The sequence below is a fragment of the Mesorhizobium sp. Root695 genome (genome assembly GCF_001428185.1).
Classification (GTDB): domain Bacteria; phylum Pseudomonadota; class Alphaproteobacteria; order Rhizobiales; family Rhizobiaceae; genus Mesorhizobium.
This window is the reverse complement of record NZ_LMHO01000004.1, coordinates 56,904-71,772: the sequence shown is the minus strand read 5'-3', so window position 1 is coordinate 71,772 and position 14,869 is coordinate 56,904. Positions and strand designations below refer to the sequence as shown.

Here is a 14,869-nt window from a genome sequence, read left to right as displayed (position 1 = left end):
ATGTTATACACCGCTAATATCTAGGGGAGCTCAACATGAAACGTTCTGCAAGACTGCTTGTTTCCGCTGCGACGCTGTTGCTGGCAGTCGGGTCGACGGGTTACGCCGCCGACATCATCGATGGTCCAACCGGCGACTATTGCCGTGTCGTCGGCACCTCCAACCTGGTGCTGAACGACAACATCGTCGATCTCAGGGAGCAGGTGGTGAAGCTGATGGACGAGTCGGTCGCCGTCGCCAACAACTCGGAGTGGATTCACTCGTCGCGGCCCGTCTTCGTCTGGGCATCGGAGGCCAAGGTCGCTTGCGGCAAGGCCTATGGCTACCTCAAGACGAACTACAAGGACGAAGACTACCTCAACAAATGCGAGTGTTTTCACGATCGCATGGTCGAGTACATGCACTGACCGGATAGGCGAACCCACGCCTGTTGGCCATCATGACAGCCGACGGATCATTCTTGAAGGCGATCGCAGGCGCGATCGCGTTGGTCGGCCTTGGCCTCACTGTCACGCTCGCCCACGCCAACTGGCTGGAACGACCGTCCGTGGACCAACGGCAGTCGTCCGGCCTGACGCGGGCGGTGCACTGTGACGCTGCCACGCAGTGGACCCGGCAGACATTCAAGGCGTTTGCCAGTTGCCAGGCATCGATCTATGGCCTGGAGCCGATGCTGGCGCATGCCGTGATGGAAATCGAAAGCGGGTTCGATCCCGGCGTGCAGGGCGCCGATGGCGAAGTCGGCCTGATGCAGGTTATGCCGGCGACGGCCAGGATGCTTGGATTTCGAGGCTCCCTGGACGATCTGAGCGCGCCGGCGACCAACATCGCCCTTGGGGTCAAATATCTCGCACAGGCCAACAGGCTCGCCGCGGGCGATCTGTGCACCACCGTCATGAAGTATCGCGCCGGGCACAATGAGAGCCGGTTCTCGGCCCTTTCGGTCCGCTACTGCCAGCGTGCGCGGGCAATCCTGGCAAGGGAAGGGATTGAAGTGACCGGGCCCTTGCCGGTGGCGACATTCGGGTTTTCCGCATTTTCGCCAGGAGGAGAGGGTGGAGTTCCTGCCCAGGGAAAGGGCGTTTGCGTGCGCCGCGTGTTCGTGCCCGGCCCACGATACATGAAATGCGCCGACTATCGAAGTGCCGGGCAAGCGAGGCAGATCAAGGCGCTCAGAGCCAGGCTTTTCGGCAGCTAAAAGAACTGCAGACGGCACGGCAAGTCCGCCGTAACATGACTTGAAGATCAGACCGGAAAGAAATACCCGGCGACACAGAGGGTGGAGCATTCATGGAAGCTGGCCGACAGGTCCACTGTCCGCGGACATGGGCAATCGCCTTGGCGCTCGCCGTGATCGTGTCGGGCTGCCAGTCGAAAGGCGGCGTTTCCGAAGTGCTCGATCCGGCGGCGGTTACCGTGCCTGCCGCGCAGAATGGCGCCGCTGGTGCCGGTCCCGTCCAGGCGACCCAGTCGCTGGGCACCGGTTCGACAAAGATCACGATGCTGTTGCCGTTGTCCGCCCCAGGAACGGCTGGGGAAAACGGCAGGAAGATGCTGGATGCGACCAAGCTGGCGATGACGGATATTGGCAATGGATTGCTTACGCTGACGGTGGAAGACACCAAAGGCGACAGCGCACTGGCCAGCAAACTGGCGATAACGGCCATAACGACGGGGTCGAAGGCCGTGATCGGCCCGACCGAACTGCCGGCAGCCCAGCATATTGCCACGCTGTCTGGATCGAAGCGGCCACCGGTCCTGGCGCTTGCCGATAATTTCGCAGGCGGCGCCGGGGTCTATGCCGTGCTCCTTGGCGAAGCGGACAGCGCCGCGGCGGGCGCCGCGGGGCTGGCGGCGAAAGGCAGCAAGAAGTTCGTGTTGTTTGTCGCGGAGGGCCCAAACGCCGGCGCCATGGAGAAGCGGGTCGCCAACAGCCTCAGCATCTATGGCGCGACGCTCGCGGTTACTCTCCCGTATTCGGCCGGTGACGGTGGCGCGAAGGCAGTCGACGAAATGGGCTCACTCGTGGACAATCCCGACGCCGTCATCGTTGCCAGCGGCAATGACAGCCCGTCGCCTATCCTCGCCGCCCTCAAATCAAAGGGCATTCCGGGAAAGACGATTTCCGTCGTCGGAACGAACCGCTGGCTGGAACACCCCATGGACCCACTGTTTGGAGGGGCATATATCGCCACGCTCGATCCAAGTGAAACCGGGCCGATCGCCGACCGCTTCAGGACGGCATACAACTATCCGGCCGATGTCAATGTGGCCTACGCCTATGATATGGTTGCCCTGACTGCAGGGATTGCCAGCGCGGTCGGGCCTGATGGCTTCAGCAAAAAGGTTCTCGAGAATCCAAACGGGTTTCGTGGGTCGACAGGTCTGTTCCGGTTTCGGGCTGACGGATCCAGCGAACGATCGATGCCGTTCTACCGGATTGAAAAAGGTGCTCTCAAACTGGTTGCCAAATCGACGTCGGGTTTCTGACCGGCGAGCCCTTTTGAGAAGCTGTGCAACCTGATGGGCAGGCCGGGCCGCAGCCGCTTGGCGATCGTGCTCGGAAGCCTCCTGCTTCTGGCCGGAGTCCTGCTGATCATTCAGGCCGGTGCTTTGCTTTCGATCGATCGGCCTGTCCTTGCCCCTTCGAAGGCTGTTGACGATACGCAGCCAATCCGGCCGGTTGCCCCGGTTACCGACGCACAACGCCCGGAACCGGCGCGCAAGGTTGCTCAAGACCTGATCGCTCCGCCACGGCTTGATCCAGCTGAGATCGAACGGGCGGAGCCCCGTCCGCCACTCAGCGAGCTCGGTCTCGCCGTGCCCCCGAAAACGCCGATGGCCAGGGACTGGCGGGAGGTCTTGCTCTTCCGCCCTATTGCCACATCGTCGGCGATGTTCGAATCCATGGGTCGGAAGGTGGTCATCAGCGGGGTGCAAGGCGTCGATGTCGACAGCTCCTGCTCGTTTCAAGACGTTACGTGGCCTTGCGGTCAGCGCGCACGCGCCGCTTTCAATTCCTGGCTGAGGGGACGCGCACTGAAATGTTTCGTGCCGCCGGACGTCGAGCGTTTTGCCATCGCCGCGACGTGCAGCCTGGGCAAGCAGGATGTCGGCGCCTGGCTTGTCTCCAATGGCTGGGCCACGGCGCTGCCAAGCGGCATCTATGGCAAAGCGGAGGCGACAGCCAGGGACGCGGAGATGGGCATATTCGGCCCGGCACAATAGCTGGTCGTTCAGCTCCTGATATTTTGTTTGTTAACCGTCACGGGCGCAGCTTTCCCTAAAACGCGTCGCCTGAATCCATTTAACGGATTCAGGCGACGCGCTTTAGGTCTTTGTTTTCTATGCATGTCGTTTTCCCAAAACCGAGGTCACCTTTTGGGCGACATGCATTTGGGAACAAGCCAATTTCGTCCGCAGTCTTGATGGGGTCATCGCGCAATCGATTAAATTGCAAGGTTCCTTGAAACTGAAATTGCAACACACCGGCCTTATACCAGCCCATCCACAGGAGATCGGCCAGTGACAAAGACTATGGGGACCACCACCGCCCAGGCATGGAAAGGCGTCGCTTGGCTGACCTTTCTGGGAACCACGGGAATCCTGGCCCTTTCCGTCGGCCTCAACTATCTGCTCCTGTTCTCGGAGGCGCTGACGCCATTTGGGCGCAGCATGGTCACGGCAATCCTGTTGCCTGTCATCCTTGGTGTTCCGCTTTTTCTGTTCGTTGGCTTGAAGCAGATCGAGCTGCGTCGCTATCGCCGAGAACTCGACAAGTCGGCAACCTTCGACACCATGACAGGCTGCCTGAACGGAGCGGTCTTCACGTCGATGGTCGAAAAAAGAACAGCAAGGCCAGCGGCGCCTGGTCCGAGATCGGGTGCCTTCCTGGTCATCCATTCGGAACATTTGCGGTCCATCAACCTGCGCTTTGGCCTTGAATGGGGCGATGAGGCGTTGCGGCTCGTTGCCTCAACCATAAAATCATCGGTGCGCGAGGAGGATCTGGTTGGACGCATGGGGGCTTCGATGTTCGGGGTTTTCCTCTCAGGCGCCACCGAGGCAGAAGCCAGGGAAATTGGCGAGCGTATCCGGGCGCGTATCGCGCAAGTCTATTTCGCGCCAAAAGGAACCGAAGATGCCCTGACCGTCAAAGTCGGCGGCGTTGTGTTCGAAAACGAGGCGGAGTTCGCGGACATGTTCCGGTCGGCCGAGCAGCGCATGGCCGGCATCCGGGACGGAGCCACGTTTGAATTGACGCATCTCCACAGCTGACTACCGCCGGGCGCCAGCGCGAGGGCCATTCAAACCCCAGGGGAATTGTCAGGCGCATCGGCCGCTGTCGAGGCGGTAACCCGTGAAGACGCCGCCCAGGTTTCCGCGATGGCAACGATTGCGGCATTGATCGGTCCGCTCGGGATCGCCGGCATCACCGAGGCGTCGACGACAAAGATGTTGTCGAAGCCGTTCAACCGCAAGTCAGGATCGACGACAGCCTCGGCATCACGACCCATCCGGCATGTGCCAGCCGGATGATGATGGGTGGAAGCGGCCCTGGCGATGAAGGCATCGAGCTCGTCGTCGGACTGAACCGGTGCGCCCGGCAGGATCTCCGCATCGCGCCATTCGTCCAGAGCCGCATGATGGCCGACCATGCGCGCCCGCTTCAAGGCCATCCTGAAGGCCGTGCGGTCGTGTTCGGTTTCGAGATAACGCGGATCGATGACGGGCGTGTCGTTGCGGCCCGGCCCGCCTGGGGCAATGCGCCCGCGGCTTGTCGGATGGGTGACGCCGCACAGGATCGTGAAGGCGGAGCCGTAGGGCGGGGCATTCAGGCCCTCGGCCACTGACGGAGCGACGACGCAGGCGAGCACGATGTCGGGACTTCCCGTGGAACGGGTCGGGTCGTCGCCATGGAGGTACATCAGCGATTCGGAGTGCTGCAGGCGGGACGGCGGCACCGGCTTTTTCGCGGCGTAGACATTTCCAAGAGCCAGCAGATGGTCCTGCAGATTGCGACCGACATCGCGTCGATCGGCAAGGCAGCGTATCCTCGCCTGCTTCAGAGTATCCGGACAGCCAATGCCCGACCGCATGAGGATGAGCGGCGTGGACACTGCGCCGGCGCAAAGGACAATCCGGTCGGCGGAGAGCGCTCCGGTCTCGCCCTCGCACACCACGCTCACGCCCGTGACCTTGTGGCTGTCCAGCACCAGATGCTCGACCTCGTGGCCGGTGAGCAAGGTCAGGTTCGGCCGCGCCATGACCTGCGGCGGCAGATAGGCGTCGGCGACGCTGAGGCGCTTACCGTCGCGTATGTTGAGTGAATTGGGGCTGGTGCCGACCAGTTCGCCACTGTTGTGGTCGGTCAGGGCAGGAGCACCCATGGCCCGTCCGGCGGCGATGTAGGCACGCACGACCGGACTGACCTCGGCGTCCGGCAGATAGACGTCCAGCGGGCCGCTCCTGCCGCGTGCCGGCCCGTCGAAGGCGGTGAAGGCTTCGCTGCGGATGAAGCCCGGCAACAATCCCCGATAGGACCAGCGCTCGCCGCCGGCTTGTGCCCAGGATTCGAAATCATCGGGATGGCCGCGCACATAGGCCATTGCATGCAGGCAGCTCGAGCCGCCGACGATCTTGCCGCGTGGCCATTCATGGATGCGGTTGGCGGTGAAAGGCTGGGGTACGGTCCGGTAGGCCCAGTCGTAGGCGCGGCCCTGGAGCATCGTCCATTTCAGCGGGTCGGCGATGTCGGGATCGGCCGGCATCGCCCCTGCCTCGATGAGGCCGACCCGGCATGACCGGTCTTCACTGAGCCGGCTGGCAACGACCGAGCCGGCGGATCCCGCGCCGATGACCAGCACGTCGAAATGACGTTTCAATTTGAAATTCCCCGCACAGGCTCGATATCAGAAGCTGATAAGATCACGCGGCAAAGGCGCCGGCATTCGACCGTTCCATGATCTGTCTCTGCACGGACAGCAGGTGCGCGCGCATTGCGGCCTCCGCCGCTTCTGGATCGCGCTGCGAGATCGCTTCGGCGATCAGGCGATGCTCGCCGTCGCGCTGGGCGATCCGCTTGGGGCAGGTGGGCGCCGCGGTGCGCGCAACCTTCACCCGCGCATCGACCCCGACCTGACGCAGCATCTTGTAGAATTCCGCGGCGAGATGGTTGCGGGCGGCGGCGACGATCGCGAGATGGAAGGCGAAGTCGACCTCACCCGACGGAGCATTCTCCGGCGTGGTTGCCGCGTCGAGGATCCGCGCCGTCTCGAAGGAGGAGGCGCGCAGCGACGCCAACCGAGCAAGGCCCGGCTCCATGAGCAGGCGCAATTCCAGAATCTCGATCGGATTGGTTACCCTGACCAGTTCCTCGCCATATCTTGGAAGGGCGGTCGGCGCCCGCCTGGCGCGCGCCGGTTTGAGATCGCCTGAGTGGCGCAGCACTTCAAGCGCCTTGCGAAGCTGATGGCGCTTTACGCTCAGATGTTCCGCAAGATCGCGCTCGGACGGAAGCTTGCCGCCGCCCTGCTGCAACTGGCGGACCGCGGCAATGATGTCGTCGAGATCCGATGGTCCTACCTGCGGCTCGAATGCGCTCAAAACCAAATCTCCTGTCCGATCGGCAGACCGCCGACTCAACGTCCTGACATCATATTGTGACACGAAAACCTGTTCGACGGCACTCAACCAATTCAACCAATCTACAACTGTACGCAATGGTTGACAACACCAGTTGCGCGATGGTTGACTGCCTCCGTCGACGGTTGCCATCGCGGCGGGCCGTCTTTCTCCCGAGGATGACGCATGCCGGCTGGCGAAACCTTTGACTACGTCATTGTCGGTGCGGGATCGGCCGGCTGCGTGCTGGCGAACAGGCTGAGCGAAGACCCCGCGGTGTCGGTGCTTCTGCTGGAGGCGGGAGATTGGGACCGCGATCCGATGATCCACATCCCGCTTGGTTGGGGCAAGATACTGACCGAGCGCCGCCACGACTGGATGTATTTCTGCGAGCCCGAGGCCAATGTCGGCGGGCGCAAGGTCGAATGCGCGCGCGGCAAGGTTATCGGAGGCTCTTCTTCCACCAACGCAATGGCCTATGTGCGCGGCAATCGCGGCGATTACGATCGCTGGGCGGCAAGCGGCCTGACGGACTGGTCGTTCGACAGGGTGCTGCCCTACTTCAAGAAGCAGGAGCGCTGGGAAGCGGGCGAAAGCCGGTATCGTGGCGGCAGCGGGCCGCTGAACACCCAGTTCTGCCGTTACAAGGATGAATTGATCGATGCCTTCGCCACGGCCAGCCGTGACGCCGGATACCCGCAGACCGAAGACTACAACGGCGCCGTCCAGGAAGGCTTCGGCCGTTTGCAGATGACAATTGCGAACGGCCGGCGCTGCTCGACCGCGACCGCCTATCTGCGGCCCGCCATGCGCCGCGGCAACGTCAAGGTGCTGACCGGCGCGATGGCGACGAAGATCCTCCTGAAGGATGGGCGCGCAACGGGCGTTGCCTACACCAGAGGCGGGGCGAGCCATGAGGTTCTCGCGCGGCGCGAGGTTCTGCTTGCCGGCGGCGTCATCAACACGCCGCAGCTCATGATGCTGTCGGGCATAGGCGACAGCGGCGAACTGGCGGCGCATGGCATCGAGACGAAGGTTGATCGTGCGCAGATCGGAAAGAATTTGCAGGACCATGTTTCGGTCATCCTGATGTATCGACGCAAACAGCCCGGACCGTTTCTCAAGATGATGCGGGCCGATCGTATCGGGCTGGATTTCGTCAAGACCTATCTCACCGGAAAGGGCTTTTCGGGAGATGTGCCTGGCGGCGTCGTGGCATTCCTGAAAAGCGATGCAAGCCGGCCGTTGCCGGACGTCCAGCTGCTTTTCACCGCCGCACCGCTTGGGGCATGGCCTTACATGTCGCCATTCAAGGCACCGTTCGCCGACGGCTTTGCGACCCGTATCGTCGCCGTGCAGCCGGAGAGCCGTGGCAGCGTCAAGCTGGCGTCGAGCGATCCGGTCGCCGCTCCGCTGATCCATCAGAACTTCCTGTCCTCGCAGCGTGACTGGCAGTCGCTTCGCGCCGGCTTTCGTGTTGCGCGCAACCTTGCAAGCCAGCCTTCCATGGCCCCGTTCGTTGGCGCGGAATTCTTCCCCGGACCGAAATGCGAGAGCGACCAAGAGATCGACGAGCACATCCGCAAGACGTCGATCACCGTGCATCATCCGGCCGGCACGTGCCGTATGGGTATCGATGCGGAGTCGGTGGTCGATCCGGAATTGCGGGTGCGCGGCGTTGCCGGACTTCGTGTCGTGGACGCCTCCGTGATGCCGGATCTCGTCTGCGGCAACATCAATGCGGCGGTCATCATGATCGCCGAAAAGGCCGTGGATCTGATCCGCAACCGCGCTCAACAGAGCGTGGCGGCCTGATAGTGGCTGCCGGAGCCCAACCAAAATCTTTTGGTCGGGACTAAAATCTACGTTGGTTGGACTGCCGTGTGAGCCTGCACGGCCGTAACGAACAGGCTTCACTCTGCTTTCCTGAGCATGTTCTGTGCGAATTTTTGGCCATTCCTGCCTATTTTTGGGTATTTGCCTGTCGAAAATGCACTTCAACCAAAAACTTATAAATTTCGCAATTTGGGGATTGTCGAGCAAAACCAATGCGAATACGGTTGAGTTGGTTAGAAGCATTTTCTTCGTGACGAGAGGTGTCCGATATGTCCCTGGCGCAACCAGCTAACGATGTGCTCACCAACAAGAAGGCAGCACTCAAGGGCCTCTATGACGCTCTCTACGAAAAGAACATGTTTCCGTTCTGGGCGACGTCGGAAGGCGTCGACCATGACGAGATCAAGCAACTGATGGCGACGTCGAAGGCCGTTCCCTTCGTGTGGTCCTATTCGGACATCGAGCCGCTGCTGCAGCGCGCCGCCGAACTGGTGACCATGGACGACAGCGAGCGCCGCTCGCTGATCCTGGTCAATCCTGGACTTGCGCCCAAGCGCGCATCGGTCAGCACCATGTACACGGCCTACCGCCTGAATGATCCCGACGAGATCATGCCGCCGCACAAGCACTCGCCGAGCGCCATCCGCTTCGGCCTGACCGGCAAGGGCAACTTCACAGGCGTCGAAGGCGAAGACGTAGTCTTCGGCCCCGGCGACATGGTGCTGACGCCCAACGACGCCTGGCACAATCATGGCACCGTCGGCGGCGAGCAGGCGGTCAACCTGTCGGTGCTCGACCTGCCGCTGGTTGAGACGCTGCATGCCGTGCATTTCGACCACAAATACACCGAGATGGTCGACGGCAAGGAAGTCGAGAAGAAGGTGCAGACCGCCCGCTATCCGAGCGACTACTCACAGCGCATCTATGGCGAGGGCGGCCTGATGCCGCGTTTCGTCGACCACAAGCGCGGCGGCGGCCTGTCGTCGCCGATGTACGTCTATCGCTGGGAGAAGATGGAAGCGGTCCTCGAGGCCCACAAGGATTGGGATGGCGACCCTCATGAAGGCATCGTCATCGACTATGTAGATCCGACCACCGGCGGCCCCGTCTTTCACACCATCAATTTCTACGTGCAGATGCTGCGCCCCGGTGAGAAGACCTTGCCGCAGCGCGAGACCGCCAGCCTGCTTTTGGCGCCGTTCCGCGGCAACGGCCATTCGATCATCGACGGCAAACGCTATGACTGGAACCAGTTCGACACCATCGCCATACCCGGCGGATCGTGGGTCGAACATGTCAACGGCTCTTCAAGCGAGCCGGTGATCTTTTTCGGCGCCACCGATGCGCCGACGCAGAAGGCGCTGCTCCTCTACAAGCGCTGGGGCCGCAACCAGGCCGGCGATCTGCTCCGCCTCGTCTAATTCCGGTCCTTCGGCAAGCACTGTCCCGCCGCCAAGGGCGGCGGGGGCATCGAAATGACGTTTCAGCAGCAAGGGCGTACGCATTTGGTTTCGGCGTTCAACACCAAGCAGATCGGCCACGTCGACTGCCCAGGCGGCGGCCAGGTCTGGGTCGACGGCAACATCCTCTATATCGGCCATATGCGGCCGCCGAGCGGCACGACGCTGGTCGACATTTCCGACCCACGCAATCCGCGCAAGATAGCCACGATCGATGTTCCGCCCGGCTGGCACTCGCACAAGGTGCGCGCCAAGGACGGGCTGATGATCATCAACCACGAGCGCTTTGGCGACGCCGGCCCCGCCGATTTCGGTGGCGGACTGGCGCTCTACGACACCACCAAGCCGGCACAGCCCAAGCTCATCTCGAAATGGATAACCGGAGGCAAGGGCGTCCACCGCTACGACTTCGACGGCCGTTACGTCTACATCTCGCCGACCGCCGACGGTTATGTCGGCAATATCGTGATGATCCTCGACCTGATCGATCCCACGAAGCCAGTCGAGGTCGGACGCTGGTGGATACCCGGCCAGTGGACCGGCGGTGGCGAAGAATACCCCTGGCATGACTATGTCACGCCGCGTTGCCACCATCCGCTGCGCATGGGCGACCGGCTCTATGTCAGCTACTGGCATCACGGCCTGTTCATCCTCGACATTTCGGACATCAGCAAGCCGAAGCTGGTCTCGCACGTCAATTCGAGCCCGAGCTTTCCGCATCCCACCCACACCTGCCTGCCGATCCCACAGCCGCTCAAGGGTCGCAGCATCATGGTGGTGGCGGACGAGGATGTCGCCAAGCTTCGGCCATCACCGCCGGCCTTCACATGGATTTACGACATCACCGACGAGACCAACCCGTTGCCGATCTCTACGTTCCAGGTGCCGGGCCTCGACCCGGACGGTGAGCCGCAACCGCCGATGACGGGCTGCCATCAGCCTTCCGAACGGTTCAAGGGCACGATCATCCCGTTTGCATGGTTCGCGCAGGGGCTTCGCCTCGTCGACATCGCCGACCCGTTCGCACCAAAGGAGGTCGGCCATTTCATGCCCGACGCGCCGGAGGGAGCGGAGCGTTCCTCGTCCAACGACGTGACCATCGACGACCGTGGCATCGTCTACCTGATCGATCGCATCCGTGGTGTCGACATCATCGAAACCAGCGTTCTCTAGGAGCAGGCATTGAGCGACAGCACGCGAAAATCCGCCAGCCACTACGCCATCGGCAACAAGAACCCGAACCTGCCGTTTCATCCGGCGGTGCGTGCCGGCGATTTCATCTTCGTCTCGGGCCAGGTGCCGAAGGACGAGAACAACAACATGATCAGCGGCACGATCGAGGAAGAGACGCTGGCCACGTTGAAGACCATCGCGCGCGTCATCGCGCATGAAGGCGCGACGCTGTCGGATGTCGTGCGGATCACCACCTATCTTGAGGATACGCGCGATTTCGGCCGCTACAACAAGGCGTTCCTCGAAGGTATCGGCGACGCCGTCCTCGCGCGCACGACCGTCGAGGCAAAGGCGGTCATCAACACCAAGATCGAAATGGACGCCATCGTCTATAAGCCGCTGCCGGCGGGCAAGTAGGCCTTGGACACAATCGAGGAGACGACATGTACAAGCTCTTAGGCCGCCAGACATCAGGCAACGTCCAGAAGGTGCTCTTCATGCTCGAAGAGCTTGGGACGCCCTACAAGCGCGAGGACTACGGCCGCCAGTTCGAGAACACCCAGACGGCGGAGTACAAGGCGCTCAACCCGACCTCCAAGGTGCCGACGCTGGTCGACGGCGACACCGTGATCTGGGAGTCCAACACCATACTGCGCTATCTCGCGGCATCCGGCGGCGAACAGTTGAATGGCGCCACGCCGGCGGAAAAGACCGAGGTCGAACGCTGGATGGACTTCCTGCTGGCGGCGGTCAATCCCGGCTACCTGGCGGCCTTCAAGGGCGCCAAGCTGACGCCCGAGGAACAGACCGCCGAATACAAGGAACAAGTGAAGGACCTTGTCGCGCAGCTCAAGATCATCGATGGCCACCTGGCCGGCAAGGACTTCCTGGCGCTCGGCAAGCTGACTCTTGCCGACATCGCCTGCGCGCCGATCCTGAAGCGCTGCGTCGATTTCAAGATCGACCGGCCGTCGATGCCCAATCTTGAGCGCTGGGTGGCCGCGATCGCCGCCCGGCCGGCCTTCAAGGCGGCAACCGCCGCTGCTCCCGCAAAGGCGGCATGATGATCAAGCGCGCCGCTCTCATCGGGCTGGGAACGATGGGTCCGGGCATCGCCGCGCGGCTTTCGCGCGGTGGGCTCGATGTCACGGCGTATGATGTTTCGCAGGCGGCAGTCGAGCGTGCCCGCGGCATGCTTGATCTCGCCGGCGGCGTGCTCGACCGTCTCGACATCAAGGCGCCCGTGACAGGCACCGGCAGCGTACGTTTCGTCGAGACGATCGCCGAGGCCGTCGACGGCGCCGAACTGGTGATCGAGAATGTGCCCGAGAATATCGACATCAAGGCGCAGACCTATCGCGACATCGATCCGCTGATCGGCCCGTCCGTCATCGTCGCTTCCGACACGTCGGGCATCCCGATCACCACGCTGCAGGCGCATATCTCGCATCCTGAGCGGATGGTCGGCATGCACTGGTCGAACCCGCCGCACATCATACCGATGATCGAGGTGATCGGCGGCGAAAAGACCGCGCCTGAAACCGTGGCTGTTATCCGCGACCTCATTCGCTCTATCGGCCTGCTGCCGGTGGTGGTGAAGAAGGACGTTCCGGGCTTCGTCGAGAACCGCGTGCTCTATGCGCTGCTGCGCGAGGCGGTCGACCTCGTCGAGCGCGGCGTCATCGAGCCGGAAGATCTCGACACCTGCGTGTCGTGGGGCATCGGCTACAAGATCGCCGTCATCGGCCCGATGGCGCTGCTCGATATGGCGGGGCTGGATATCTACAAATCCGTCTCATCCTTCCTGAATGCCGATCTCTCCAATCGCGACGATGTCGCGCCGATTGTGCTAGAGAAGACGGCTGCGTCGAAGTTCGGCATCAAGTCGGGCGAGGGCATGTTTGCCTACACGCTCGAGCAGACAAAGGTGCTGCAGGGCGAACGGGCGCGCAAGCTTGTCGCGGTGCGGCGCATCCTGGAAGGCCGGGAGTAGCCAATGTCACATGGAGCGCAGAGGGCAGGCCGGCTTGAGGAGTTCCACCGGTCGGCTGTTTGTGTGAAGGGCGCCTTCGCCATCAAGATGGTGCGGGTGCGGCAGAAAACAGCGCGCGGGGCGACAAGCCATGCGCATTGAAACCATTCGAGCCGCCGGCGACAGGCCGGCCCATATCCGCCATGACGATCTGATCTCCGCCAAAGGCGTTTCGGTGGTCATCGCCCGGCAGTTGATCCTTAGGAATATCGATCTTTCGGTGCCAAAGGGGTCGTTCGTCTCCCTTATCGGTCCTTCCGGCTGTGGCAAGAGCACCTTGCTCAAGGTGCTGGCCGGGTTGGTGCAGCCGACCCAGGGCAGCGTTTCGATCGCCGGGCTCGCGCCGGTCGAGGCGGCGCGCAAGCGCATGATCGGCCTCGTCTTTCAGGACGCCAACCTGCTCCCCTGGAAAAGTGCCGTCGACAATGCCTCGCTGCTGCTCGGTATCGCCGACAAGTCGCTGTCGCGCTCGGATCTGCGGGCGCGCGGGCAGGAGATGCTGGAACTGGTGGGGTTGGGCGACAGCGCCCACAAGCGCCCAAACGAACTGTCGGGCGGCATGCGGCAACGGGTCGCCATCGCACGGGCCCTGGCGCTCGACCCGGCCGTGCTGCTGATGGACGAACCGTTCGGTGCGCTCGACGCCATCACCCGCGATTCCATGGGCCAGTCGCTGCTGGAGATCTGGCAGCGTACCGGCAAGACGATCGTGCTCGTCACCCATTCCATCGACGAGGCCATCCACCTGTCACGCCATGTTCACGTGCTGGGGATCAAGCCGGGGCGGATCACCGAGAGCCTCGACATTGCGCTGCCTTATCCGCGCGACCTGTCGGTTACCGAAGATCCGGAGTTCGTCAGGCTGGTGGTTCAGTTGCGAACGATGCTGCGCTCCAGCCATCAACCGGGGGGCGCGTCATGAGCGACCAACCCATCACGGATCTTTCCGAGGCCCGCCTCGCCTCCAACTGGAGCGCTGCGACAGGCAGCTGGCTGCCGGCGGTCATTCTGCTGCTGGTGACAATCGTGGTGTGGGAAGCCGCCGTGCGGATCTTTGCCATATCTACTTTCATCATTCCTGCCCCTTCCGAGATCGCGAAGTCGCTGGTCGCGCAATGGGGCACGCTGATGCAGGCGACGCTGGTGACGGCGGGCGAGATCCTGTTCGGCTTCCTGGTCTCGGTCGTGGTCGGGATTGCCATCGCGCTGGTCATCGTGCGCTTCGATTGGCTGGGACGCGCGCTGTATCCACTGGTGGTGCTGTTCCAGAACGTGCCGAAAGTCGCGCTCGCGCCGATCTTCATCCTCTGGTTCGGCTATGGGCTGGCGCCCAAGATCGGCCTGATCCTGGTCATCGCCTTCTTCCCCGTGACGCTCTCCATGCTGGCGGGCATGCAATCGGTCGACCGCTCGCTGCTGTCAGTGATGAATTCCGTCGGGGCCAGCCCGACGCAGATCCTGTTCAGGATCCGCGTTCCGCACTCCCTGCCGAACCTGATGGCTGGAACCAAGATCGCCGCGACGTTGAGTGTGATCGGCGCCATCGTCGGCGAATTTGCCGGCGCTTCCGACGGTCTCGGCTACGTCATCCAGTTCGCTTCGACCCAGCTCGACACAGCGCTGGTCTTCGCAGCGCTGCTGCTCGTTTCCGTGCTTGGCATCGCCTTCTACTACGCCGCCGAAATTCTCGAACGCATCGTGGTGCCGTGGGCGCCGAAATTCAGCCAGTCCTAGGCCCGCTCGA

15 protein-coding genes are annotated in these 14,869 nt (G+C 62.5%); 13 read left to right on the top strand and 2 right to left on the bottom strand.

Annotation, left to right across the window (positions count from 1 at the left end):
* The first annotated feature begins 35 nt into the window (after positions 1-35).
* The 5 genes from ASD99_RS06185 to ASD99_RS06165 all read left to right on the top strand — a co-directional run bounded on the left by ASD99_RS06185 (position 36) and on the right by ASD99_RS06165 (position 4,278).
* Positions 36-407 (top strand): hypothetical protein, encoded by a 372-nt coding sequence (locus ASD99_RS06185; RefSeq protein WP_057143031.1) that lies wholly within the window; start codon positions 36-38, stop codon positions 405-407.
* A 53-nt stretch (positions 408-460) separates the two neighbouring features.
* A complete protein-coding gene (locus tag ASD99_RS06180; RefSeq protein ID WP_413813917.1) occupies positions 461-1,198 on the top strand; it encodes a lytic transglycosylase domain-containing protein in 738 nt (245 codons plus the stop codon).
* Between the two features lie 92 nt (positions 1,199-1,290).
* Positions 1,291-2,490 (top strand): ABC transporter substrate-binding protein, encoded by a 1,200-nt coding sequence (locus ASD99_RS06175; RefSeq protein WP_057143029.1) that lies wholly within the window; start codon positions 1,291-1,293, stop codon positions 2,488-2,490.
* A gap of 66 nt (positions 2,491-2,556) precedes the next feature.
* A complete protein-coding gene (locus ASD99_RS06170) occupies positions 2,557-3,228 on the top strand; it encodes a thermonuclease family protein (RefSeq protein WP_244497645.1) in 672 nt (223 codons plus the stop codon).
* Positions 3,229-3,525: 297 nt separating this feature from the next.
* Positions 3,526-4,278 carry a GGDEF domain-containing protein gene (locus tag ASD99_RS06165; protein WP_082525253.1) on the top strand — a complete coding sequence of 251 codons (753 nt, stop codon included), beginning with the start codon at positions 3,526-3,528 and terminating at the stop codon, positions 4,276-4,278.
* 29 nt (positions 4,279-4,307) lie between these two features.
* Here ASD99_RS06165 and ASD99_RS06160 read toward each other — a convergent pair whose 3' ends face one another.
* Entirely contained in the window at positions 4,308-5,885 is a 1,578-nt protein-coding gene (locus ASD99_RS06160) for a GMC family oxidoreductase (protein ID WP_057143027.1), read from the bottom strand.
* A gap of 43 nt (positions 5,886-5,928) precedes the next feature.
* Positions 5,929-6,606 (bottom strand): FadR/GntR family transcriptional regulator, encoded by a 678-nt coding sequence (locus tag ASD99_RS06155; RefSeq protein ID WP_056582484.1) that lies wholly within the window; start codon positions 6,604-6,606, stop codon positions 5,929-5,931.
* 204 nt (positions 6,607-6,810) lie between these two features.
* On the opposite strand from ASD99_RS06155, the gene ASD99_RS06150 reads away from it, so the two are divergent.
* From ASD99_RS06150 to ASD99_RS06115, 8 genes are all read left to right on the top strand, one after another.
* Positions 6,811-8,439, top strand: coding sequence for a GMC family oxidoreductase (locus ASD99_RS06150; protein WP_057143026.1), 1,629 nt, complete (start codon positions 6,811-6,813; stop codon positions 8,437-8,439).
* A 290-nt stretch (positions 8,440-8,729) separates the two neighbouring features.
* On the top strand, positions 8,730-9,881 hold the full coding sequence (locus tag ASD99_RS06145; RefSeq protein ID WP_056582481.1) for a cupin domain-containing protein: 1,152 nt from the start codon (positions 8,730-8,732) through the stop codon (positions 9,879-9,881).
* Between the two features lie 54 nt (positions 9,882-9,935).
* Entirely contained in the window at positions 9,936-11,093 is a 1,158-nt protein-coding gene (locus ASD99_RS06140; RefSeq protein WP_057143025.1) for an LVIVD repeat-containing protein, read from the top strand.
* A 9-nt stretch (positions 11,094-11,102) separates the two neighbouring features.
* Positions 11,103-11,510 carry a RidA family protein gene (locus ASD99_RS06135; RefSeq protein ID WP_056582478.1) on the top strand — a complete coding sequence of 136 codons (408 nt, stop codon included), beginning with the start codon at positions 11,103-11,105 and terminating at the stop codon, positions 11,508-11,510.
* Between the two features lie 26 nt (positions 11,511-11,536).
* The gene (locus tag ASD99_RS06130) at positions 11,537-12,157 is read left to right on the top strand and encodes a glutathione S-transferase family protein (protein ID WP_057143024.1); all 621 of its coding nucleotides are present in this window, start codon (positions 11,537-11,539) and stop codon (positions 12,155-12,157) included.
* Complete coding sequence (gene fhmpcd1, locus ASD99_RS06125; RefSeq protein WP_056582741.1) at positions 12,157-13,086, top strand: 5-formyl-3-hydroxy-2-methylpyridine 4-carboxylate 5-dehydrogenase; 930 nt, start codon at positions 12,157-12,159, stop codon at positions 13,084-13,086. The genes ASD99_RS06130 and fhmpcd1 overlap by 1 nt, the downstream gene beginning before the upstream one ends.
* A 130-nt stretch (positions 13,087-13,216) precedes the next feature.
* Complete coding sequence (locus tag ASD99_RS06120; protein ID WP_057143023.1) at positions 13,217-14,047, top strand: ABC transporter ATP-binding protein; 831 nt, start codon at positions 13,217-13,219, stop codon at positions 14,045-14,047.
* The gene (locus ASD99_RS06115; protein ID WP_057143022.1) at positions 14,044-14,859 is read left to right on the top strand and encodes an ABC transporter permease; all 816 of its coding nucleotides are present in this window, start codon (positions 14,044-14,046) and stop codon (positions 14,857-14,859) included. Before ASD99_RS06120 ends, ASD99_RS06115 begins: the two co-directional genes overlap by 4 nt.
* Positions 14,860-14,869 lie beyond the last annotated feature (10 nt).

Excerpts from the sequence above, each read along its gene's own strand:
- ASD99_RS06185 (WP_057143031.1), top strand. The coding sequence starts at position 36 with ATGAAACGTTCTGCAAGACTGCTTGTTTCCGCTGCGACGCTGTTGCTG.
- ASD99_RS06175 (WP_057143029.1), top strand. The coding sequence starts at position 1,291 with ATGGAAGCTGGCCGACAGGTCCACTGTCCGCGGACATGGGCAATCGCC.
- ASD99_RS06150 (WP_057143026.1), top strand. The coding sequence starts at position 6,811 with ATGCCGGCTGGCGAAACCTTTGACTACGTCATTGTCGGTGCGGGATCG.
- ASD99_RS06145 (WP_056582481.1), top strand. The coding sequence starts at position 8,730 with ATGTCCCTGGCGCAACCAGCTAACGATGTGCTCACCAACAAGAAGGCA.
- ASD99_RS06140 (WP_057143025.1), top strand. The coding sequence starts at position 9,936 with ATGACGTTTCAGCAGCAAGGGCGTACGCATTTGGTTTCGGCGTTCAAC.
- ASD99_RS06130 (WP_057143024.1), top strand. The coding sequence starts at position 11,537 with ATGTACAAGCTCTTAGGCCGCCAGACATCAGGCAACGTCCAGAAGGTG.
- fhmpcd1 (WP_056582741.1), top strand. The coding sequence starts at position 12,157 with ATGATCAAGCGCGCCGCTCTCATCGGGCTGGGAACGATGGGTCCGGGC.
- ASD99_RS06120 (WP_057143023.1), top strand. The coding sequence starts at position 13,217 with ATGCGCATTGAAACCATTCGAGCCGCCGGCGACAGGCCGGCCCATATC.
- ASD99_RS06115 (WP_057143022.1), top strand. The coding sequence starts at position 14,044 with ATGAGCGACCAACCCATCACGGATCTTTCCGAGGCCCGCCTCGCCTCC.